Raw genomic sequence first — 23,049 nt, forward strand, 5'->3', positions numbered from 1 at the left:
GACAAAGCGGGACCCAACAGGACCGAGATCGTTATCGCCCTATTGGACACAAACTGCAACAACTGCAGGCCACAAGCTGAGCGGGAAAGGCGGTTTATTTCCGCTCAGCCCCCCCCTACTGCCCCCTGCCCTCCTGCCCTCCTCACCTGCTCCCGAGTTCTCAAGCCTGCAGCTGGGCCCAGACCTTCTCCAGCCGCTTGACGCTGACCGGCTGCGGCGTGCGCAGCTCCTGGGCAAAGAGGCTGACGCGCAGCTCCTCCAGCTGCCAGCGGAAATCGGCCAGGCGGGCGTCAGCCGTGCCCTTGAGCTCGATGACGCGGCGCAGATAGCGCTGCTCCAGGGGCTTGAGTTCGGCCATCAGCTTGGCGTCGCGGGCGGCATCGGCGCGCAGCTTGTCCAGGCGGGCGGTCACAGCCTTGAGGTAGCGCGGCAGATGCTGCAACTGGGCCCAGGGCGTGGTGAGCACAAAGTTCTTGGGTGCCAGGCGTTGCAGCTGGGCGGTGATGTCCTCGGCCACGTCCTTGGCGGCGCGGCTGTCCTTGAGCTTCTTCTGCGCGGCATGGAGCTCCTGCAGCACCACGCCGGTCTGGCGCGCCACTTCCTGGGCGATCAGGTTGAGGCGGCTGCGGCCTTCTTCGATGCGGGCTTTGAAGCTGAACTCATCCTTGGGCAAGGGTTCGGCCAGGAAGGCGCGGTCCAGGGCCACGCCGATGATCTGGTCGCGCAGTTCCTCGGCCGTGCCCAGGTTCATGAACAGCACCGACATTTTTTGCAGATCGGGGATGTTCTTCTCCAGGAATTTGAGCGGCTCCTTGAGCTGCAGCGCCACCAGGCGACGCAGGCCCTGGCGGTGCTTGGCAGCGGCCACATCGGGCTCGTCAAACACCTCGATCTCGACATGGCTGCTGCGGTCGATCAAGGCCGGGAAACCGATCAAGGTCTGCGAACCGCGGCTGACCTCCATCAGCTCGGGCAGCTCGCCGAAGGTCCAAGCGGTGTAGGTCTTGGCGGTTTCTTGCACCGGCTTCTTGGCTGGCACCACCTCGGCGCGAATGCCACCTTTCGCCACGGGCGGCAGCGGCTCGGTCGCAGGCGCCGATGACGGCAGCTTGAGCGCAGCCAAGGCCTGGAAGGCCGAGCGCGCCTGGCCGCCCAGCTCCGACTTCAGCGCCGCCAGATTGCGGCCCTGGCCGAGCTGGCGGCCATGTTCGTCCACCACGCGGAAGTTCATGAACAGATGCGGCTGCAGCTGTTCGAGCTTGAAGTCATTGCGCTGGATGGCCAGCTGCGTGCGCTCGCGCACCGCCTTGAGCAGCACCTCGATCAGGGCGCCTTGGGCAAAAGGGTGGCTGGCGATGAACTCGGCGACGAAGTCGGGCAACGGCACCAGGCGCGAGCGCGGGCGCTGGTGCAAGCTCTTGAGCAAGGCGGTGATCTTGGGCGCCAGCATGCCGGGCACCAGCCACTCGCAGCGCTCCTCGCTGACCTGGTTGAGCGCGAAGATGGGCACGTTGACGGTGACACCGTCGCGCGCATCGCCAGGCTCGTGCAGATAGCTGACCGTGCAGTCGACGCCGCCCAGGCGCAGGGTCTTGGGGAAGGCCTCGGTGGTGACCCCGGCGGCCTCGTGGCGCATCAGCTCCTCGCGGCTCAGATGCAGAAGCTGTGGGGCTGCCTTGCTGGCCTGGCGGTACCAGCGCTCCAGCGTGGCGCCCGAGCAGACCTCGGCCGGCAGCTGGCTGTCGTAGTAGGCGTAGATCAGCTCGTCGTCGACCAGCACATCCTGGCGGCGAGATTTGTGCTCGAGCTCCTCGACCTTCTTGATCTGGCGCTCGTTGTGGGCCAGGAAAGGCAGGCGGGACTCCCATTCGCCATTGACCAGGGCCTCGCGGATGAAGATCTCGCGCGCCGCTTTGGCATCGACATTGCCGAAGTTCACGCGCCGGTTGGCGTAAATGACGATGCCGTAGAGCGTGGCGCGCTCGAGCGCGATCACCTCGGCCGCTTTTTTCTCCCAGTGCGGCTCCAGCAGCTGGGTCTTGATCAGGTGACCGGCGATGCCGGGCAGCCATTGCGGCTCAATCGCCGCAATGCCGCGGCCGAACAAGCGCGTGGTTTCCACCAGCTCGGCGGCGACGATCCAGCGGCCCGGCTTCTTGCTCAGGTGGGCGCCGGGATGGCGCCAGAACTTGATGCCGCGCGCGCCCAGGTACCACTCATCCTCATCGCTCTTGAGGCCGAGATTGCCCAGCAAGCCAGCCAGCATGGACAGGTGCAGCTGCTCGTAGGTGGCGGGGCTGCCGTTGAGGCGCCAGCCCTGCTCGGCCACCACGATGTGCAGCTGGGAGTAGATGTCCTTCCATTCGCGCACGCGGCGCGGGCTGATGAAGTTTTCGCGCAAGAGGGCTTCGTAGCGGCGGTTGCTGAGCTTGTGCTCGCCGTGGCCGCCTTTCGCTTCCTCGATCCACTTCCAGAGCTTGAGGTAGCCGAGGAACTCGCTCTTCTCGTCGTCGAACTTCTTGTGCTTCTCGTCGGCCGCTTGCTGCTGCTCCATGGGCCGGTCGCGCACATCCTGGCCGGACAGGGCGCTGGCGATGATCAGCACCTCGTTGAGCGACTCGCGCTTGCGCGCTTCCAGAATCATGCGGCCCACGCGTGGGTCCAGCGGCAGGCGCGACAGCTCCTTGCCCAGGGGCGTGAGCTCGTTGAGATCGTCCACCGCGCCCAGTTCCTGCAGCAGCTGGTAGCCATCGGCGATGGCCTTGCGCGGCGGCGGCTCGATGAAGGGGAACTCGTCAACCTGGCCCAGGCCCAGGGACTTCATGCGCAGGATCACGCCGGCCAGCGAGCTGCGCAGGATTTCCGGGTCGGTGAAGCGCGGTCGCTCGTTGAAGTCCTTCTCGTCGTAGAGACGGATGCAGATGCCGTTGCTCACCCGGCCGCAGCGGCCGGCGCGCTGGTTGGCCGAGCTCTGGCTGACCGGCTCGATCTGCAGCTGTTCGACCTTGTTGCGGTAGCTGTAACGCTTGACCCGCGCGGTGCCGGGGTCGATGACGTAGCGGATGCCGGGCACCGTCAGCGAGGTTTCGGCCACATTGGTGGCCAGCACGATGCGGCGCTGGCCGTGAGGCTCGAACACGCGGTCCTGCTCCTGCTGCGACAGGCGCGCGAACAGTGGCAGCACCTCGACGCCAGGCGGGTGGTGCTTGCGCAGGGCCTCGGCCGCTTCGCGGATCTCGCGCTCGCCGGGCAGAAAGACCAGCACATCGCCGCCACCCTCGCGCCAGAGCTCGTCCACCGCGTCGCAGATCGCGTTGTTGAGGTCGTACTCACGCGACTCTTCAAACGGCCGGTAACGCTGCTCGACCGGGAAGGTGCGGCCCGAGACCATCAAGACGGGAGAGGGCCCCTTGGCGGACTCGAAATGCTTGGCGAAGCGGTCGGCGTCGATGGTGGCCGAGGTGACGATGACCTTCAGATCCGGCCGGCGCGGCAGCACCTCGCGCAGATAGCCGAGCAGGAAATCGATGTTCAGCGAGCGCTCATGGGCCTCGTCGATGATGAGGGTGTCGTAGGCCTTGAGCAGCGGGTCGGTCTGCGTCTCGGCCAGCAGGATGCCATCCGTCATCAGCTTGACGCTGGCGCCGGGCTGCAGGCGGTCCTGGAAGCGGACCTTGTAGCCGACGATCTCGCCCAGCGGCGTCTTCAGCTCGTCGGCAATGCGCTTGGCCACGCTGCTGGCGGCAATGCGCCGCGGCTGGGTGTGGCCGATCAGCTTGCCGGTGTTGGCGCGGCCGCGGCCCAGAGCCAGGGCGATCTTGGGCAGCTGGGTGGTCTTGCCCGAGCCGGTCTCGCCGCAGACGATGATGACCTGGTGCTCGGCCAGGGCCTGGGCGATGTCATCGCGCCGGCTGGACACCGGCAGCGATTCGGGGAAGGTGATGGGCGGCAGCGGGTTGGCCGGCGGCAGGGGCCGCTCGCTCTCGGACCGCGGGGGCCGCGGTGGGCGCGGCGGGCGTGGAGGACGCGCCGCTTCGGCCGGCTCGGGCGCGCCGGCGGCCGGGCGGTCCACCGATCGATCCAAGGAGCGGGGGACCGGGCGGGCCGCGGGCTGAGCCGGGCGCGGAGTGTCAGGGCGGGCAGTGCCCGGTGGACGAGGGGGATGGGGGGGCTTGGCGTTCACGAGGCGCGGATTATCCGTGCTGCGCGCATTCCCGCCCGAGTGGCTGGCCAAGCGCTCAGGCCGAAGCTGAAGCCTGGCACCGTTCACGCGCCGGATCCGCAGCGCGCCTCACCTCGGGAAGACCCGCGGCTGCGGCACAATCCCGGGCCATGAGCCTTGTCTTCCCCCACACCTTCGTCCCCTGGTTTCGCGCCGTGGCGCCTTACATCCACGCTTACCGAGGCGAGACCTTTGTGGTGGGCATGCCGGGTGAGCTGGTGGCGGCCGGCAAGCTCAATGCCTTTGTGCAAGACCTGTCCATCCTGCATGCCATGGGCATCAAGATCGTGCTGGTGCACGGCTTTCGCCCGCAAGTGAACGAGCAACTGGCCGCCAAGGGCCAGAAAGCCATCTACAGCCACGGCATGCGCATCACCGACGCCGTGGCCCTGGACTGCGCCCAGGAGGCCGCCGGCCAGCTGCGTTTCGAGATCGAAGCGGCCTTCTCCCAAGGCCTGCCCAACACGCCCATGGCCAATGCCACGGTGCGGGTGGTCTCCGGCAATTTCCTGACGGCCCGCCCGGTGGGCATCGTCGACGGCACCGACTTTCAGCACAGCGGCCTGGTGCGTCGCGTCGATGCGGCGGCCATCCAGCGCGCCATCGACAGCGGCGCGGTGGTGCTGCTGTCCCCCTTCGGCTTCTCGCCCACGGGGGAGGCCTTCAACTTGTCGATGGAAGATGTGGCCACCAGCGCTGCCATCGCCCTGCAGGCCGACAAGCTGCTCTTCGTCTGCGAAGTGGCCGGGGTGCGCGAAGACCCCAGCGACCCGGACAGCCCGGTCGACACCGAACTTGCCCTGGCCGACGCGGTGCGCATGCTGGCGCGCTCGAACAAGCCGGCCGCCGGCGCCACGCCGCCCATCGATGTCGATTTCTACCTGCAGCACTGCGTCAAGGCCTGCCAGTCGGGCGTCGAGCGTTCGCACATCGTGCCCTTCGCGGTAGACGGCGCCCTCTTGCAGGAGGTCTACACCCACGACGGCATCGGCACCATGGTGGTCGATGAAAAGCTGGAAAGCCTGCGCGAGGCCGACTCCGACGACATCGGCGGCATCATCGCCCTGATCGAACCCTTCGAGCGCGACGGCACCCTGGTCAAGCGCGACCGGACCGAGATCGAGCGCGACATCGAGCTCTACACCGTGATCGAGCACGACGGCGTGATCTTCGGCTGCGCCGCGCTCTACCCCTATGTGGAAGCGCGCACGGCCGAGATGGCGGCCTTGACGGTCTCGCCCGATGTGCAGGGCCAGGGCGACGGGGACCGCATCCTCAAGCGCATCGAGCAACGCGCCAAGGCGCAGGGCCTGAGCAGCATCTTTGTGCTGACCACCCGCACCATGCATTGGTTCATCAAGCGCGGCTTCCACCCGGTGGACCCAGAATGGCTGCCCGAAGAGCGCAAGCGCAAATACAACTGGGACCGCCGCTCGCAGGTCCTGGTCAAAAAACTGGGCTGAGCCCACTGAAAAAACTCGCCGCTGACACGGCCATTGCTCGCACGCTAGAGTGCGCCACCCTGAGCCCTCGGGCCACACACCTTTTTGTTTCGCTTCGTTTTCACGACCCCACAAGGATTCACCCATGGCACGCACCATCCACTGCACCCATCTGAACAAGGAAGGCGAAGGCCTGGATTTCGCGCCCTACCCGGGCGAGCTGGGCAAGCGCATCTACAACAACATCAGCAAGGAAGCCTGGGCGCTGTGGATGAAGCACCAGACCATGCTGGTCAATGAAAACCGCCTGAACCTGGCCGATCTGCGCGCCCGCCAATACCTGGCCCGCCAGATGGAGCAGTTCTTCTTCGGATCTGGCGCCGAAGCAGTGGCGGGCTACGTCCCGCCCGCAGCCTAAGCGCGGCACCGCTTTGCGCGGAACCTCCGCCGACGGGGCCTGACAGCCCGGCACTGGCCGATTTGCCCTCGCGCCTGCAAACACAACCCGCTTCGCGCGGGTTTGTTTTCAATCTCAAACAAGAATAATTCTTGTTCAATGTACACTTTCACGCATTCTCAAGGACCGGAGTTGTCTCTCATGCGAAACCTCACCCCCACCCTGCGTCAACGCGTTTTCTCGCCGCTGCAACGCCCCCTGCTGGCCCTGAGCCTGCTGGCCGGTTTGTGCGGCGCAGGGACCTCGGCTTCAGCCCAGGAACAGCTGAATTTGTATTCGGCCCGTCATTACCAAACCGACGAGGCCCTGTATTCGAATTTCACCAAGGCCACCGGCATTCGCATCAACCGCGTCGATACCGATGACGCCGGCCTGCTGGCCCGTTTGAAGAGTGAAGGCGCGGCCAGCCCCGCCGATGTGGTTTTGCTGGTCGATGCCGCGCGTTTGTGGCGGGCGGAAGAAGAAGGTTTGTTCCTGCCGATCAAATCGGCCGTGCTGGAACAACGAATCCCCGAGCAGCTGCGCGCCAAGGAAACTGCCCAGGGCACCACTTGGTTTGGCCTGTCGACCCGCGCCCGTGTGGTGGTTTACAACAAGCTGAACGTCAAGAAAGATGAGGTGCTCAATTACGAAGACCTGGGCGCCGCCAAAAACAAGGGTCGGGTTTGCACCCGCTCGGGGTCGCACCCTTACAACCTCTCCCTGTTTGGCTCGGTGTATGAACATTTGGGCGCGGCGGCCACCGAGCAATGGCTCAAAGGCATGGTCGCCAATATGGCGCGCGAGCCCAAGGGCGGTGATACCGACCAAATCAAGGCCGTGGCCAGCGGGGAATGTGGTGTGGCCATCACCAACACCTACTATCTGGCCCGCATGATGCGTTCCGACAAACCGGAAGATCGCAGCGCCGTGGAAAAGATCGGCGTGGTGTTCCCGAATCAGCAAAGCTGGGGCACCCACATCAATATCGCCGGCGGCGCGGTGGCCCGCCATGCCAAAAACCGCGCCAACGCGATCAAGTTCCTCGAGTATCTGGCCAGCAACGAAGCGCAAGCCTATTTCGCCAACGGCAACAACGAATGGCCGGCCGTGCCCTCGGTGCGCCCGGCCAACCCGGCGCTTGACGCCCTGGGGCGCTTCAAGAGCGAAACCATCCCGGTGGCCGTGGTGGGCAGCCACCAACCGCAGGTGCAGCAGATTCTTGACCGCGTCGGTTACAAATGAAGCACCTCGGGCCAGGGGTTTGATGAATCTCACTTGAGTATCCAAGGATACTGAGGATCAAATCACAACAGGGTTTGAACGGACTTGTTTGATTTTGGGCGGTCATGCCTATAATCAAACCGACCATTTGGGTTGGACACCAAACCTTGCGAGGATTTGCACCGATGTCATCATTGAAAGACCTCCTGGCCCAACGGGCTGCACTCGACCAACAAATCGCCGAAACCAAGGAACGCGAGCGCGCCGATGCCATCGCCAAGGTGCGCTCCCTGATGGCTGATTTTGGTTTGACCGCCGCCGATTTGAGCACCCGCGCGCCCAAGGTTGCGAAATCCGCCTCCAAAGTGGCCGTGAAATACCGCAATCAAGCCACCGGTGAAACCTGGAGTGGCCGTGGCCTGCAACCCAAGTGGTTGAAAGCTGCCATTGCCGGCGGTGCCAGCCTGAACGATTTCCACGTTTGAGGGTTTGAGCCCTTGCCGAGGCTTGAAGCTCGGCCGGCGTTTTGCGCTGAAACTCCGAAGCAAACCCAACGCTCCCGGCGCTGGCACAGCCCACCCGATTTCAGTCTCGAGTTCGCCCGCAGCACCGCCTGCCAGTTTCTAAAACGCGCCTCGTCGCACATCTCAAAAAGCCGCCGCTTCGGGCGGCTTTTTTTTGGGCCGCAGGCAGCGCCACGCCACACTGAAACTCGGCTTGGCCTCGGGTGAAATTGATGCCTGGCCGCACCGCCCACCCCGTTTGAAGGGGCAGAAAACCCTGGCAAGCCTCGCCATGACTGCTAGCATCGCCGCGCCACTGAAAATCCAATCCAAAGCGGACGGAGTTTCAGGGTGAATGGAGCGTCTCTTGCGCCTCGAAACCGGCCGCGGGACGCCTCGATACATAGACCGCACGCCTTCACCTTGGCCCGTTTTCACGCGTATTGATTTGGACGACATCGCTGCCCTTCCCCACACGCCAGCGCTGCATCAGTCGCAAGTGGCCCGACGCGTACGCCTGCTGGCCCAACAGGTGGGCGTCCTCATGGCCGGCCTGCTCTGGGCCTGGCTGCTGCTGGCCGCAGATCTCAAGCCCTCTCAGCTGGGCCTGAGCTGGTTGCCGGCCGGCATGAATGGTCTGATCTGGGCACCCGCCGCGGTGTCACTGGTTGCCCTTTGCCTGTGGGGGCCGCGCCTCTTGCCCGCGTTATGGCTGTCGCAGTTCGCCACGTCCTGCTTGATGCAAACCCCGCCGGCTCTCGCTGCCGGCCTGGCGGTCACCCAGCTTGCCGGCACCTGGATCGCCGTACAAGGTCTGCATGCCGGAGGCTTTCAAAGCCGGCTACAGCGACGCCGTGATGTCGCGCAATGGCTGCTGTTGGCAGCACTGGGTGGCGGCGGCCTGAGTGCTCTGCTGAGCTGTCTGTTGCTGCAATTCACCGGCGGAATCCCCGAACATGGCGCCTGGTCCGCCCTGCTGATGAGTTGGCTGAGCCAGAGTTTGGGCGTGTTGAGTCTGGCACCCCTGCTTTTTCAAGGCTTGCATGCCTTGGCCTCGCCGAACAAGTCCGCCGAGCCAGGCTCGCGGCTGTGGCCGCAAAACGCCAGGCCCTTGATTCCCGCCCGCAACTGGAAGCGAAGGGTGCTGAGCGCGGCCTTGGCTGCAGCCTGCGCGCTGCTCCAAACCGGCCTGCTGTGGCGGCATGAAGGCCTGGACGCTGGCAGCCTGAGCCTGATGTTGGCGGTCCTGCTGCTCTTCAGCCTGCTGACCCTTGTGCATCGACGCGGCTGGCTGACCGCAGCGTTGCTGCCCTGGCTCCTGGGCAGCTTGAGCCTGAGCTGGGCGCAAGGCTGGGGGCCACTGCAAGGCTTGAACCTGTTTGAGTTGTGCGCCGTGATGGCAAGCCTGGGCCTGGCCATGAGTCTTCTGCCGGCACTGCTGCAAGCTCAGAACTGGGAGACGCGCAGCGAACGCCACCACTGGCAAGGCCTGCTGGCCGCCACCGGCATGGGCCTGGCCGAATGGCGGCTGGAGCGCAGCACGAAAGGCTCACGCGGCCTGGATGTCAGCCACCAGGCCTGTCCGACCTGGCTGCGCTACACCGGCGCCGCCGCCGCACAAGATGCTGCGGCCTGGCCCAGCGATTGGCTGGCCATCTGCCACCCGCTGGACCGCGAGCGTTGCCGCCAGGCTCTGGAAGGCCTGCTGCCGCCGGGCGGGCCCGATGAATTCATCGCCTCGCTGCGCCTGCCCAGCCTGGGTGGCGAGCCCGGGCTCTGGCACTGGTACGAGCTCAAAGGCAGCGTGCAGGCGCGCGACCCGCAAGGCCATGCCCTGCGCCTGCTGACCCTGCTGCGCGACATCAACTGGCAACACCAGGCCGAGGAGCGCCAGCGCATGAGCGTGGCCTTGTTCCAGCATCTGCACGAAGGTCTGGCCGTCACCGACACCGAAGACCGGCTGCTGGACGCCAACCCGAGCTTTTGCCGCATGCTGGGCCACAGCCGCGAAGCCCTGGTCGGCCAGACCGCGCCGCCGCTGCAGATCCAGGTGCTGCGCCAATCGGGCCACAGCCCGGAACAGCTGCAGCTGGCCTTGCAGAGCGAGGGCTTCTGGCAAGGCCGCGTGCATGCCCAGCGCGCCGACGGCAGCCCTTGTCATTTGCAGCTGACGGTGTCCACCATTCCCGAGCCTGACGGCCCGCTGCGCTACCGGGTGCTGACCATGTCCGACCTGACCCTGGCCCTGCAGCAGCAGGACCGGCTGGACCGGCAGTCGCGCTTCGACCCCCTGACCGGCCTGCCCAACCACGACGAGTTCATGCGCCTGCTGCAAGGCGGCCTGGAGGCCAGCGAGCGCGATGGCTTCCACCTCAGCATCTGCCGCCTCGACCTGGATCAGTTCAAGCGCATCAATGCCGAGCATGGCCCCGAACGGGCCGACCTGCTGCTGCTGCAGGTGGCCGAGCGCTTGCAAGGCGCTTTGCGCAGCAGCGCGCAATGGTCGGATGTGGTGGCGCGCCTGGGCGGCGACGAGTTTGCCCTGCTGCTGCGCGCAAAAAACCAGGACGAGGCCGAGCAGGCGCTGGAGCGGCTGCTGGCCGTGGTGGCCCAACCCTACAAACTGGCCGCCGGCCAGCCGGGCCTGGCCGACACCTTGATCCTCGACCTCAGCGCCAGCATGGGCGCCACGCTCTACCCGCAGGACGACAGCGACGCCGAGACCCTGATGCGCCATGCCGGCCATGCGCTCTACCGCGTCAAGCACACCGGGCGCAACGGTTACCGGCTGTTCGACACCGCCAAGCGCCTGCGCAACGAAGCCAGCCTGATCGCGCTGGCGCGCGTGCAGCAGGCCCTGGATGCCAGCGAGCTGCAGCTCTACTTCCAGCCCAAGATCGATATGCAGACCGGCCAGGTGCTGGGCATGGAAGCCCTGCTGCGCTGGCAGCACCCCGAACGCGGCCTGCTGGGCCCGGCCCATTTCCTGCCGCTGATCGAACCCACCGGCCTGGGCGTGCAGGTCGGCGACTGGGTGATGGAACAAGCGCTCAAGCACAGCGAGCAATGGCTGGCCGAGGGCCTGGGCCTGAACATCAGTGTCAACGTCACCGCCCGCCAGCTGCAGATGCCCGAGTTTGCCCAGCGCCTGCAAGAGCTGCTGCAGCGGCACAGCGAGCCGGTGGCACGCCACCTGAGCCTGGAGGTGCTGGAATCCGCCGCCCTGGCCGACATCAATGCCACGCAAGCCCTGATCAAGCGCTGCCGCGGCTACGGCGTGAGCTTCGCCCTCGACGACTTCGGCACCGGCTACTCCACCCTGACCTATCTGCAGCGCCTGCCGGTCGATGCGCTCAAGATCGACCGATCCTTTGTACAGAACATGCTGATCAACAGCCAGGACAGCGCCCTGGTCGAGGGCGTGATCGGCCTGGCCCACAACTTTGGCTGCAGCGTGGTGGCCGAGGGCGTGGAGACCGCCGCCCATGCCCGCGCCCTGCTGCGCCTGGGCTGCATCCAGGGCCAGGGCAATGGCATCGCCGAAGCCATGCCGGCCACCGAGGTGGCAGCCTGGGTGCGCGCCTTCCCGCAGTCCGGCTGGATGCAAGCGCTGCGGGCGCGCGAGGCTGCAGGGGCCGCGGTCACACCGGGCGCGGCCCGAGGCTTGCCTTAGACTCGCCGCGTGATCCCACCTGGCTTTATTCAAGACCTTCTCTCCCGCACCGACATCGTCGAGGTCGTGGGCCGCCATGTCGAGCTGAAAAAAGCCGGCATCAACCACAAGGGCCTGTGCCCTTTCCACGGCGAAAAATCGCCCAGCTTCATCGTCAGCCCGACCCGGCAGACCTACCACTGCTTCGGCTGCGGCGTGCACGGCAATGCCGTGGGCTTCCTGATGGAGCACAGCGGCCTGGGCTTTGTCGAGGCGGTGCAGGAGCTGGCCCAGCAGGCCGGCATGCAAGTGCCGCAGGACGAACGCTCGGCCGAGGAACGCGAACGCGCCGCCGCGCAGAAAAAGCGCCAGGCCACGCTGACCGATGTGCTGCTGCGCGCCAGCGACCATTACCGCGGTCAGCTGAAGAAATCGCCGCGCGCCATCGATTACCTCAAGAAGCGCGGCCTCACCGGCCAGATCGCCGCCCATTTCGCCCTCGGCTACGCACCGGAAGGCTGGCGCGCCCTGGCCAGCGCGTTTCCGGCCTACGACGACCCACTGCTGGCCGAGGCTGGCATGGTGATCGTCTCCGGCGAAGAAGGCGAAGAACAAAAGCGCTACGACAGATTCCGGGATCGCATCATGTTCCCGATCCGAAATGTCCAGGGCGACACCATCGGCTTCGGCGGCCGGGTGCTGGACAAGGGCGAACCCAAGTACCTGAACTCACCGGAGACCCCGGTCTTCAGCAAGGGCCGCGAGCTCTATGGACTGTTCGAGGCCCGAGCCGGCTTGCGCCAGCGCGGCTACGCCCTGGTGGTGGAAGGCTATATGGACGTGGTGGCCCTGGCGCAGAGCGGCTTCAACAATGCCGTGGCCACACTGGGCACGGCCTGCACGGCCGAGCATGTGCACAAGCTGTTTCGCTTCACCGAATCGGTGGTCTTCAGCTTCGACGGTGACGCGGCAGGACGCCGCGCTGCCGGCCGAGCGCTGGAAGCCGCCCTGCCCCATGCCACCGACACCCGCAGCGTCAAGTTTTTGTTCCTGCCGGCCGAACACGACCCCGACTCCTACGTCCGCGAGCTCGGCGCCGAGGCCTTCGAGCGCTGCGTGCAGGAGGCGATCCCGCTGTCGCGCCAACTGATGGAAGCCGCGGCCGACGGCTGCGACATGAGCAGTGTCGAAGGCCGCGCCCGCATGCTCTCCAATGCCCGGCCGCTCTGGCAAGCCTTGCCCCAGGGTCTGCTCAAGCGTGCGCTGCTGGGCGAGCTGGCCAAGCGCGCGCAGCTCAGCGACCAGGATTTGATGAGCGCCTGGCAGGTGCAGGCCGAAGGCAACCGTGGCGGCGGCCGCAGCGAGCAGCGCCCACCGCGCAACCCGGCGCCTAGCAGCCACTCGCCACGCAGCAGCTTCGAAGACGGCGACGAGCCGCCGCCCGACTACGGCCCGGCCGACTACGAGCCCGCCGACTACGGCGATTTCCATCCCGACCCCAGCCATGGCGATGCTGCCGCGGGCGGCGGATCCTCGGCCGGGGAGCGCAAGCCCTGGCAGGGCAAGAAGGAATGGAAGCCCAGCGGCGACTGGAAGGACAAGAAAGACTGGAAAGGCAAAGGCAGCTGGAAACGCCGCGGCGAGGACGAAGCGCCGCAGCTGCCGCGCCGCGCGCCCAGTTCCCCCATGGACAACGCCCTGCGCATGCTGCTGCTCAACAGCGCCTGGTGGGAGCGGCTGAGCGCCGAGGACCACCAGCTGCTGCACCAGCTACCCGGCGTGCACGGCGAACTGGTGACCTGGCTGGAGCGCTATCTGGTGCACCACGGCGCCGGCCCCTGGTCGGCACTGGAGGCTAGCATGTCGGAGGACGGCGTGCTCGATTCGGCGCGCGGCCTGCTGGTCGACCTGTTCACCGAGGACGAGCCGCAGTTCGAAGTCTTCCAGCTGGCCCTGCGCCAGCTCTGGATCGCCCGACTGGAGGGCGAGGCCCAGAAACTGGTGCAAGGCACGCCCAGCAGCGAGGACCTGCGCCGCTTCACCCAGATCCGCGCCCAGATCAAGCAGCTCAAGGACACCCCGCTCAGCCAGGAAAGCACGGCCTGAGAGGGCCCGCCCGCCGCGTAGTCCGTTGACAGCACGGCCAGCTTGTCACGGCGATTTTTGTAGCCACCTCGGCTTTGGGCGATAATGTGGGGTTTTCGCGCGCGTCTCAAGAGTGACGGCATGTGCTTCCGGACCCGGCCACCCAGCGACACTGGGCACCCACAGCGGTATCAAGGCCACCTGTATCCGCCAAGCCTTGCATTGACAAACGTACACGCTAGCTTGGTCGCGCCACGTTGCTGACAACGCTGACAAGAAGCTCAGCGAGGAATGCAGCGTCTGAATGCCACCTGGGTCGAACTCCGCCTTGAAAAGCGCAGTGAACGCCCCCAGGTGGCTGCTGCATGTCCGGCACACTGCAGCGCACCGGTTTCAGCGAATAAATATTTCAGTTTCCCGCTTTCCCTAGCTTTTCGGCCCGCCCGCCCACCATCCACCCGAGGATCTGCATGACTGCCAAGAAGACCGCGCCCACCGCACCCGAAGCCGAAGAAACCAAAAAGCCCGCCGCCAAGGTCGTGCGGGTGGTCAAGGCCGTGAAGGCCGACGCAGCCACTGCCGAAAAAGCCGAGAAGCCGGCCAAGGCCGTGAAGGCGCCCAAGGCCGCAGCGGCCACGGCAGAGGGCGAGGACAAGCCCAAGCGCGGCCGCAAGCCCAAGGCAGCCACCGAGACCAAGAAGGCCGCGGGCAAGAAGGCCGCCGAGGTCGAGGAAGAAGACTTCTCGGACCTCGAAGCCGATCTGGAAGGCGAGCCCGAAGCCGAAGCCGAAGTGGCCGAAGCTGCCGAGGACAAGCCCAAGGCCAAGCCCCTGCGCATGAAGGTCTCGCGCGCCAAGGAGCGCGCGCTGATGCGTGAATTCGGCCTGGAAGAAACCGCGCTGACGGAAGAAGAAGCCGCCAAGCGCCGCCACGAGCTGAAGACCCTGATCAAGATGGGCAAGACGCGTGGTTTCCTGACGCACCAGGAAATCAACGACCACTTGCCCGAGAAGCTGGTCAACGAGGAAATCCTCGAGGCCATCATCTCCATGTTGAATGACATGGGCATCGCAGTCTACGAGCAGGCACCAGATGCCGCCACCCTGCTGATCCAGGGCAGTGCCACCGCCACCTCGACCGAGGAAGAAGCCGAAGAAGCGGCCGAAGCCGCCCTGTCCACCGTGGACTCGGAATTCGGCCGCACCACCGACCCGGTGCGCATGTACATGCGCGAAATGGGCACGGTCGAACTGCTGACCCGCGAAGGCGAAATCGAAATCGCCAAGCGCATCGAGGGCGGCCTGCAGGCCATGATGCTGGCCATCTCGGCCTCGCCCACCACCATCGCCCACATCCTCGACCTGGCCGACAAGATCCGCGCCGGCGAGAAGACCATCTCGGAAGTGGTGGACGGCTTCGTCGCTGCCGATGAGGCCGACGACTATGTGGCCGAAGAAGACTTCGACGAGTTCGACGAAGAAGACGACGACGACGGCAACGGCGGCTCCAAGGCCCTGACCAAGAAGCTGGAAGAGCTGAAGAACGCCGCGCTGGTCAAGCTGGATTCGCTGGCCGTCAACTTCGACAAGATGCGCAAGGCTTTTGAGAAGGACGGCTACAAGTCGCCGACCTACAACAAGGCCCAGCAAGCCATCAGCGCCGAGCTGATGACCATCCGCTTCACCGTCAAGACGATTGAAAAGCTCTGCGATCTGCTGCGCTCGCAGGTGGACGATGTGCGCCGCTACGAGCGCGAACTGCGCAAGATCGTGGTCGACAAGTGCGGCATGCCACAGGAGTACTTCATCAAGAACTTCCCGCCCAATGCGCTGAACCGCGCCTGGGCCGAGAAGGAAGTCGCCGCCGGCAAGCCTTACTCTGCCGTGCTGGCCCGCAACCTGCCGCCGGTGCAGGAACTGCAGCAAAAGCTGATCGACATCCAGAGCAAGGCCGTCGTGCCGATTGATGACCTCAAGGACATCAACAAGAAGATGAACGAGGGCGAAAAGGCCTCGCGCGACGCCAAGAAGGAAATGATCGAGGCCAACTTGCGCCTCGTGATCTCCATCGCCAAGAAGTACACCAACCGCGGCCTGCAGTTCCTGGACCTGATCCAGGAAGGCAATATCGGCCTGATGAAAGCGGTGGACAAGTTCGAATACCGTCGCGGCTACAAGTTCTCGACCTATGCGACCTGGTGGATCCGTCAGGCCATCACCCGTTCGATCGCCGATCAGGCCCGCACCATCCGTATCCCGGTGCACATGATCGAAACGATCAACAAGATGAACCGCATCTCGCGCCAGCATCTGCAGGAATTCGGCTTTGAGCCGGATGCGCCGACCCTGGCCGAGAAAATGGAAATCCCCGAGGACAAGATCCGCAAGATCATGAAGATCGCCAAAGAGCCGATCTCCATGGAAACGCCGATCGGTGACGATGACGACAGCCACCTGGGCGATTTCATCGAGGACACCAACAACACCGCGCCAATCGAAGCAGCGATGCAAGCCGGCCTGCGCGATGTGGTGAAGGACATCCTCGACTCGCTGACCCCGCGCGAAGCCAAGGTGCTGCGCATGCGCTTCGGCATCGAAATGAGCACGGACCACACGCTGGAAGAAGTCGGCAAACAGTTCGACGTCACCCGCGAACGCATCCGCCAGATCGAAGCCAAGGCCATCCGCAAGCTCAAGCATCCGAGCCGCTCGGACAAGCTGCGCACATATCTGGACAACCTGTAAGCTTGGCCAGATGCGTAGCCCGCTACGGCGGGCTGCCGCGCAGCGGCGACGCGGCTTGAGCCGCAGGCACAAGCTGCGCACGTACCTGGGCAAGCTGTCATCAGGCGAGTCTGAAGAGCCAAGGGCTGGAGCGATCCAGCCCTTTTTATGGGCGCATCAGGGACACGGATTCGAGGCCGGCGCGCACACGAAACCCTGCCCACTGCCCTGACCATCCACCATCATGTGGGGCGGCTACACTGCCAAGAACTTCACGCACTTTCGCCCCTTCTGATCTGACATGGCCGACATCCGGGAACGCACTGTTTTGTTTGCCGATTTGCGCGGCAGCACAGCACTGTTCGAGACCCTGGGCAATGCCGAAGCCTCGGCCCTGGTCACCCACACCGTGAACCTGATCGCGCGTGCGGTCGACGAGTGCAATGGCCGCCTGATCAAGACCCTGGGCGACGGGCTGATGGCGGTGTTCGAGGTGCCGCGCGATGGCGTCAAGTCCGCCATCCGCATGCACGAGTTTCTGGAGCACCTGGTGGCGCGCGGCAAGCAGCAGGGTTCGGCCAGCCTGCGCGCCCTGCGCATGCAGGTGGCCCTGGCGCGCGGCGAGGTGGTGGAGCTCAACGGTGACTGCTTCGGCGATGCCGTCAATGTGGCCGCCCGCCTGCTCGACCACGCCGGCGACAACGAAACCCTGATCACCGCCGAGGTGCTCGCCGGCCTGCCCAGCACGCAAAAGCTGCGCTTTCGCAGCCTGGATCTGATCGCTCTGCGCGGCCGGGCCGAGCCGGTGCATGTCCATGTGCTGGACCAACCCAACCAGAGCGATATGGCGGCCACGCAGTTTGGCGAGGTGGTCCATGCGGTAGAGCCCGACGGCATCCGCCTGGTGTGGATGGATCTGGACCGCGTCTTCGACATCGACAGCATGCCCATCGTGCTGGGCCGCAGCGTGCAGGCCACCTACTGCATCACCGATGGCCGGGTGTCGCGCTCGCATGCCCGCATCGACTGGCATGGCGGCAGTTTTTCCATCACCGACCTCAGCTACAACGGCACCTTCGTGCGTTTCGGCCTGGACGGCGAGATCGTCAGCCTCAAGCGCGGCAGCTGCACCCTGCACGGCAGCGGTGCCATCGGCCTGGGCAGCCCGCCGGTGGACCCGACCTCGCCGACCGTGCGCTTCGAAGTGCTGCACTTCGCCGATACCGAGCCGCTGCAGCTGGGCAGCGCCAGCAGCAAACCCGGCAGCAACGCCAGCCAACACTGAGCTCGCCCCCTTGCCTGCAGCCCCACAGCTGCAGGCACTCAGACCAAGCCCTATCATGCCCGGATGAGCATGATGAAGCCTGAACCCGCCTACCGCCACGGTAGCGCCCCCAAGACCGCCCTCCTCTTCTGCAACCTCGGCACGCCCGAGGCGCCCACGGCCGCTGCGCTGCGCACCTACCTCGCTCAGTTCCTGAGCGACCCGCGGGTGGTTGAGATCCCGCGCTTGATCTGGATGCTGATCCTGCACGGCATCATCCTGCGCGTGCGCCCGGCCAAGTCAGCGGCCAAGTACGCCACCGTCTGGCTGCCAGAAGGCTCTCCGCTCCAGGTCTGGACCGAGCGTCAGTCCAAGCTGCTGCAAGGCCTGCTGGGCGAGCGTGGCCACCGCCTCAGCGTGCGCTACGCCATGCGCTACGGTCAGCCGTCCATCGCTGCCCAGCTTGATGCCCTGCGTACCGAAGGCGCCACCCGTGTGCTGGTGCTGCCAGCCTACCCGCAGTACTCGGGCGCCACCACCGCCAGCGTGATCGACGACGTGGCGCGCTGGAGCTTGCAGACCCGCCACCTGCCCGAGCTGCGTTTCATCAACCGCTACTACGACCAGCCCCAGCACATCGCCGCCCTGGCGGACAGCGTGCGCCGCCACTGGGCCGAGCACGGCCGCAGCGACAAGCTGGTGATGAGTTTCCACGGCATGCCGGCCCGCACCCTGGCCCTTGGTGATCCCTATCACTGCGAATGCCTGAAGACCGGCCGCTTGCTGGCCGAGGCCCTGGGGCTCAGTCGCGAGCAATGGCTGGTGACCTTCCAGAGCCGCTTCGGCAAGGCCAAATGGCTGGAGCCCTACACCGAACCCAGCCTGATCAAGCTGGCCCAGGAGGGCCTGAAGAGCGTCACCCTGATCTGCCCCGGATTCAGCGCCGACTGCCTGGAGACGCTGGAAGAAATCAACCAGGAAGCGCGCGAAGCGTTCCTGCACGCGGGCGGCCAACGCTTCAGCTATGTGCCCTGCCTGAACGACGACCCGGCCGGCATGCGCGCCCTGGCCGACCTGGCCGAACAGCATCTGCAAGGCTGGCCCACGCGCGAGGTGGCCGATGCCTCCGCCCTGGCGGCACAGCGCGAACGCGCGCTGGCCCTGGGCGCCAAGGACTGATCAGGGCGCGAGCCACTGATCAGGAGAAGGTCAGGTGGTGTGCGCCGCATTGCGCTGTGCCGCCAACCTCACCTCACGCCAGCGCACCACCCGCGGCCACAGCCGCGGCAAGACCAGCACCAGCACCACCAGCGCCAGCAGGCCGGCCGACATGGGCCGCTGCACGAATACACCCCAGTGACCCTCGCCGATGGACAGGGCATTGCGCATCTGCGCCTCGGCGATCGGGCCCAGAATCATGCCCACCACCACCGGTGCGGTCGGAAAGTCAAAGCGGCGCATCACCACGCCCAGCAGGCCGATGGCCAACATGACGACCAAATCGAAGACACTCTGGCGCATGCCGTAGACCCCCACGGTCGCGAAGATCAGGATGCCGGCGTAGAGCTGCGGCTTGGGGATCTTGAGCAGCTTGACCCACAGGCCCACCAGGGGCAGGTTCAGCACCAGCAGCATCACATTGCCGATGTAGAGCGAGGCAATCAAGGCCCAGACCAGGGTAGACGAGGTCTGGAACAGCTGCGGCCCGGCCTGGATGCCGTAGTTCTGCAGAGCCGAGAGCATGATGGCCGCGGTCACCGAGGTCGGGATGCCCAGGGTCAGCAGCGGCACCAGCGTGGCTGTCACCGAGGCGTTGTTGGCGGCCTCGGGGCCGGCCACGCCTTCGATGGCGCCGGCGGTGCCGAACTCTTCGGGGTGCTTGCTCAGCTTGCGCTCGGCGGCATAGCTCAGAAAGGTCGGAATCTCCGAACCGCCGGCCGGGATGGTGCCGAAGGGAAAACCGATCACCGTGCCGCGCAGCCAGGCCGGCCAGGAGCGGCGCCACTCGCTGCCGGTCATGTGCACGCTGCTCATCTTGTTGATCTCTTGCGTGCTGCGGCCCTCGTAGAGCGCGTTGTACAAGGTTTCGCCCACCGCAAACAAGCCCACGGCCACCAGCACCGCCTCGAGGCCGTCCATGAACTCGGGCACGCCGCCGGTGTAGCGCACCTGCGCGGTGATCTGGTCCAGGCCGACCAGGCCCATGGCCAGGCCGATGAACAAGGCCGTCATGCCGCGCAGCGTGCTCTTGCCCAGCACCGCACTGACGGTGGTGAAGGCCAGCAGCATCAGGCAGAAGTACTCCGGCGGGCCGAGGGTCACGGCGAACTCGGCCATGACCGGCGCGAACAGGGTCACCAGCACGGTGGCGATCGTGCCGGCCACAAAGGAGCCGATGGCCGAGGTGGCCAGGGCCGCACCGGCACGGCCGCTCTTGGCCATCTTGAAGCCCTCCAGCGCCGTCACCATGGTGCCGGTCTCACCGGGCGTGTTGAGCAGGATGGAGGTGGTGGAGCCGCCGTACATGGCACCGTAGTAGATGCCGGCGAAGAAGATCATCGAGGCTGTGGGCTCGACCTGGGCCGTGATGGGCAGCAACATGGCCACCGTCACCGCCGGGCCGAGACCCGGCAGCACGCCGATGGCCGTACCGATCACACAACCCAGAAAGGCCCAGAGCAGGTTGACCGGCGTGCCGGCCGTCATGAAGCCGCCGAGCAGCTGATTCCAGAGTTCCATGGCGTTGTCGTCCTCAGAGCCAGCCGCTGGCCGTCAGGCCGGGCAGCTGGATGGCCAGCAGTTTGGTGAAGAGCCAGAAGACCGGCGCGGCAATCAGCACGCCGCTGACGCCGTCAATCACGGTCTGGCGAAGATCGCCGCCGGGGCGGCCTTCCGACATGCGCAGGCCACGCACGGCCAGGGTGAAGCACAGGGCGCAGGCCAGGATGAAGCCGACCACGGTGATCAGGCCGGCATTGGCGAGCACACCCGCCACCACCCAGGCCACCGCCTTCCAGTCACCTTGGGCCGCGCCCGAGGGCGTCTCCATGGCGCGGTAACCGCCGCTGCGCGCTTCCCAGATCAGCCAGGCGCCGCAAATCATCAGCACCACCGAGACCAGCCAGGGCAAGGCATTGGGGCCGACACCGGCATAGCCGGCATCGGAGGGAATGAAGGTGGCGCCGTACGCCATCAGCGCACCGATCAGCAGCGCGCCGCCGCCCACCAGGCTCTGGTGCAGCACGGAGGAAGAAGAAGTTTCGGTCGCCATAGGACCCTCGCTAACAGATGAACTCAGCGCCATCCCGCCTGGCTCCCGCCCGGCCGGATGCGCGTGCGGCGCCTTGCCGGCGCGTGATCGCTCAGATCATTCCGGACTTGACCATCACGGCCCGCAGCATGGCGAACTCCTGGTCCACGAAATCGGCAAAGGCCTTGCCGGTCAGCAGTGCCGGGGTCCAGCCGTTCTTTTCCAGTGCCTCGATCCAGCTCTTGTTGCGGAAGACCAGAGTCATCATGTCAGTCAACGCCTTGTGCTGTTCCGGGCTGATGCCTGGGGGCGCGTAGACGCCGCGCCAGTTGCCGATCTCGACGTTGATGCCCAGCTCGCGCAGCGTCGGCACGTTCAGGCCCTTGAGCCGGGTCGGTGCGGTCACGGCGATGGGGCGCATCTTGCCGCTCTCGATGTACTGGGCGAACTCGCTATAACCGCTGCCACCGACGGTGACATTGCCACCCAGGATGGCGGCCGTGGCTTCGCCGCCGCCGCGGAAAGGCACGTAGTTGATCTTGGCCGCGTCCACACCGACATCGCGGGCGATCATGGCCGCCGCCACATGCTCGGTCGAGCCGCGCGAGCCGCCGCCCCATTTCACGCTGCCGGGGTCTTTCTTCATCTGCTCGACCACGTCCTTCATGGTCTTGAGCGGCGAGTTGGCCGGCAGCACAAAGACGTTGTACTCGCTGGTCAGGCGCGCGATCGGGGTGGCTTGGCTGAGGCTGACCGGCGGCTTGCCGGTGATGATGCCGCCCAGCATGACCGCGCCCATGACCATCAGCGCATTGCCGTCGCCCTTGCTGGCATTGACAAACTGGGCCAGACCGATGGCACCGGCCGCGCCACCCTTGTTCTCGTACTGCACCGAAGCTGCCAGGCCGGCGTCCTGCAAGGCCTTGCCCAGGGCACGGCCGGTGGTGTCCCAGCCACCGCCAGGGTTGGCGGGAATCATCATCTTGAAGTTGGCGCTGGCGCTGGCCAGCTCCGGCAAGGCGCCGGCGGCCGCCAGCGCAGCCAGGGATTTCAGAAAGGTGTCGCGACGCATGGTGCTTGTCTCCTGTGTTTTTGCTGTCGTGCGGGTCGCCTCTGCGCCGCGGCGGCCGAGGCCTGCCGCGGCCTGAGACCGATCAGAACGAGTGATAGATGCCCAATTCCGTGCCGGTCGAGCTCTGCCCTGCCAGCACGGCCGAGCCGCCGGGGATCAGGAACTTGCCGGTCGCGCTGTTCTGCACCCGCGAGGTGGTGGCGTAGATCGAGCTGCGCTTGGACAGGTTGTAGACATACCCCAGGGCCAGCAGCTTGCCACTGTAGTCGCTGCCGTTGGCGCTGTCGCGATTCTTGGAGCGCACATGGCTGAAACGCAGCACATGGGCGCCCTGGGTGTAAGTGCCACCCAGCACCCAATTGGTCTGCTCGCGCGTGGCCTGTTTGCTGACGTGATACAGGCCCAGCAGCTTGAAGGCATCAACCGTGTAGCTGCCGCCCAGATTGCCGACCTTGAACTTGGCGCCAGCCGCGGTGTTGGTGGTTTCCGACCAGGCGCCGGCCACGTCAAGAGCACCTGCTGCATAACCCAGGCGGGCGCCGACGTACTTGCCCGTCGAACCCTCGCCTGCAGCCATCATGGCCTGGCCGTAGATGCCGCCCAGATTCGAGGGAAGGAAGTAGCCGACCGAGTTGTCCGAGCGGATCACCGTCTTGGCCGTGGACGAGGCGCCGTCGAAGCCATAGACCAGATTGCTGGCGGCGCCGACACCGTTGGTGCCGAAGGCATTGAAGCGACTGATGCTCCAGAAGGTGGGCACATAGTCGCGGCCCAGACGCACCTCACCGGCCGCCTTGTCGCTGAGGCTGACGGTCGCGCGGCGGCGCCAGTCACCGCCCGAACCCACATCGGGACCCACCGCGCCTTCGAGGTGGAAGCTGGCGCTCAATCCATTGCCCAGATCCTCGGTGCCGCGAAAGCCGATGCGGCTGGTCTGCATGCCGTCGATGCTGACCAGGGACAGGTTCTTGCCGCCGTTGGACAGGCGCTGCACGCCCACGTCCATGACGCCGAAAATCGTCACCGAGCTCTGCGCAGCGGCCAGGCCGGCGCTGCTGCACAGCACGGCCAGAGCCAGGCCGCGGCCCAGGACTTGAGATCCACGCTTCGTTTTCATAGGTCTTGTCTCCGTCATTTTTGGGTTTGGTTTTGGACGCAGGCGGGGCGGCTCGCCCA

The 23,049-nt window shown here is 65.8% G+C and carries 14 protein-coding genes; 9 read left to right on the forward strand and 5 right to left on the reverse strand.

Going from position 1 to position 23,049, the window contains the following annotated elements:
- Positions 1 to 160: 160 nt before the first annotated feature.
- Positions 161 to 4,234, reverse strand: a complete 4,074-nt coding sequence (hrpA, locus tag OOB33_RS19990) for an ATP-dependent RNA helicase HrpA (RefSeq protein ID WP_442953028.1) — start codon at positions 4,232 to 4,234, stop codon at positions 161 to 163.
- Between the two features lie 98 nt (positions 4,235 to 4,332).
- Here hrpA and argA point away from each other — a divergent pair, with 98 nt between their 5' ends.
- The 9 genes from argA to hemH all read left to right on the forward strand — a co-directional run bounded on the left by argA (position 4,333) and on the right by hemH (position 18,730).
- Positions 4,333 to 5,685, forward strand: coding sequence for an amino-acid N-acetyltransferase (argA, locus tag OOB33_RS19995; protein WP_102767378.1), 1,353 nt, complete (start codon positions 4,333 to 4,335; stop codon positions 5,683 to 5,685).
- A 124-nt stretch (positions 5,686 to 5,809) separates the two neighbouring features.
- Positions 5,810 to 6,082, forward strand: a complete 273-nt coding sequence (locus OOB33_RS20000) for an oxidative damage protection protein (RefSeq protein WP_171825840.1) — start codon at positions 5,810 to 5,812, stop codon at positions 6,080 to 6,082.
- A 180-nt stretch (positions 6,083 to 6,262) separates the two neighbouring features.
- Positions 6,263 to 7,345: an extracellular solute-binding protein gene (locus OOB33_RS20005; RefSeq protein ID WP_171825839.1), complete on the forward strand. Its 1,083-nt coding sequence runs from the start codon at positions 6,263 to 6,265 to the stop codon at positions 7,343 to 7,345.
- Positions 7,346 to 7,509: 164 nt separating this feature from the next.
- Positions 7,510 to 7,809, forward strand: coding sequence for an H-NS histone family protein (locus OOB33_RS20010; RefSeq protein ID WP_102767381.1), 300 nt, complete (start codon positions 7,510 to 7,512; stop codon positions 7,807 to 7,809).
- A 517-nt stretch (positions 7,810 to 8,326) separates the two neighbouring features.
- Positions 8,327 to 11,500 carry a bifunctional diguanylate cyclase/phosphodiesterase gene (locus OOB33_RS20015; protein ID WP_271009921.1) on the forward strand — a complete coding sequence of 1,058 codons (3,174 nt, stop codon included), beginning with the start codon at positions 8,327 to 8,329 and terminating at the stop codon, positions 11,498 to 11,500.
- Between the two features lie 9 nt (positions 11,501 to 11,509).
- Complete coding sequence (dnaG, locus tag OOB33_RS20020; protein WP_271009922.1) at positions 11,510 to 13,585, forward strand: DNA primase; 2,076 nt, start codon at positions 11,510 to 11,512, stop codon at positions 13,583 to 13,585.
- A 449-nt stretch (positions 13,586 to 14,034) separates the two neighbouring features.
- Entirely contained in the window at positions 14,035 to 16,308 is a 2,274-nt protein-coding gene (gene rpoD, locus OOB33_RS20025; RefSeq protein WP_102767384.1) for an RNA polymerase sigma factor RpoD, read from the forward strand.
- Positions 16,309 to 16,588: 280 nt separating this feature from the next.
- Positions 16,589 to 17,572 (forward strand): adenylate/guanylate cyclase domain-containing protein, encoded by a 984-nt coding sequence (locus tag OOB33_RS20030; protein ID WP_102767385.1) that lies wholly within the window; start codon positions 16,589 to 16,591, stop codon positions 17,570 to 17,572.
- A 63-nt stretch (positions 17,573 to 17,635) separates the two neighbouring features.
- Positions 17,636 to 18,730, forward strand: a complete 1,095-nt coding sequence (gene hemH / locus OOB33_RS20035) for a ferrochelatase (protein ID WP_442953029.1) — start codon at positions 17,636 to 17,638, stop codon at positions 18,728 to 18,730.
- A 30-nt stretch (positions 18,731 to 18,760) separates the two neighbouring features.
- On the opposite strand, the gene OOB33_RS20040 is transcribed toward hemH, so the two are convergent.
- The 4 genes from OOB33_RS20040 to OOB33_RS20055 form a co-directional block, all read right to left on the reverse strand.
- On the reverse strand, positions 18,761 to 20,290 hold the full coding sequence (locus tag OOB33_RS20040; RefSeq protein ID WP_271009923.1) for a tripartite tricarboxylate transporter permease: 1,530 nt from the start codon (positions 20,288 to 20,290) through the stop codon (positions 18,761 to 18,763).
- Between the two features lie 13 nt (positions 20,291 to 20,303).
- Complete coding sequence (locus OOB33_RS20045) at positions 20,304 to 20,822, reverse strand: tripartite tricarboxylate transporter TctB family protein (protein ID WP_271009924.1); 519 nt, start codon at positions 20,820 to 20,822, stop codon at positions 20,304 to 20,306.
- Positions 20,823 to 20,913: 91 nt separating this feature from the next.
- Entirely contained in the window at positions 20,914 to 21,873 is a 960-nt protein-coding gene (locus OOB33_RS20050) for a Bug family tripartite tricarboxylate transporter substrate binding protein (protein ID WP_271009925.1), read from the reverse strand.
- Positions 21,874 to 21,955: 82 nt separating this feature from the next.
- Positions 21,956 to 22,990 carry a porin gene (locus OOB33_RS20055; protein ID WP_271009926.1) on the reverse strand — a complete coding sequence of 345 codons (1,035 nt, stop codon included), beginning with the start codon at positions 22,988 to 22,990 and terminating at the stop codon, positions 21,956 to 21,958.
- Positions 22,991 to 23,049 lie beyond the last annotated feature (59 nt).

The organism is Paucibacter sp. B51 (genome assembly GCF_027863535.1).
In the GTDB taxonomy this organism is placed as follows: Bacteria; Pseudomonadota; Gammaproteobacteria; order Burkholderiales; family Burkholderiaceae_C; genus Paucibacter_A; species Paucibacter_A aquatilis.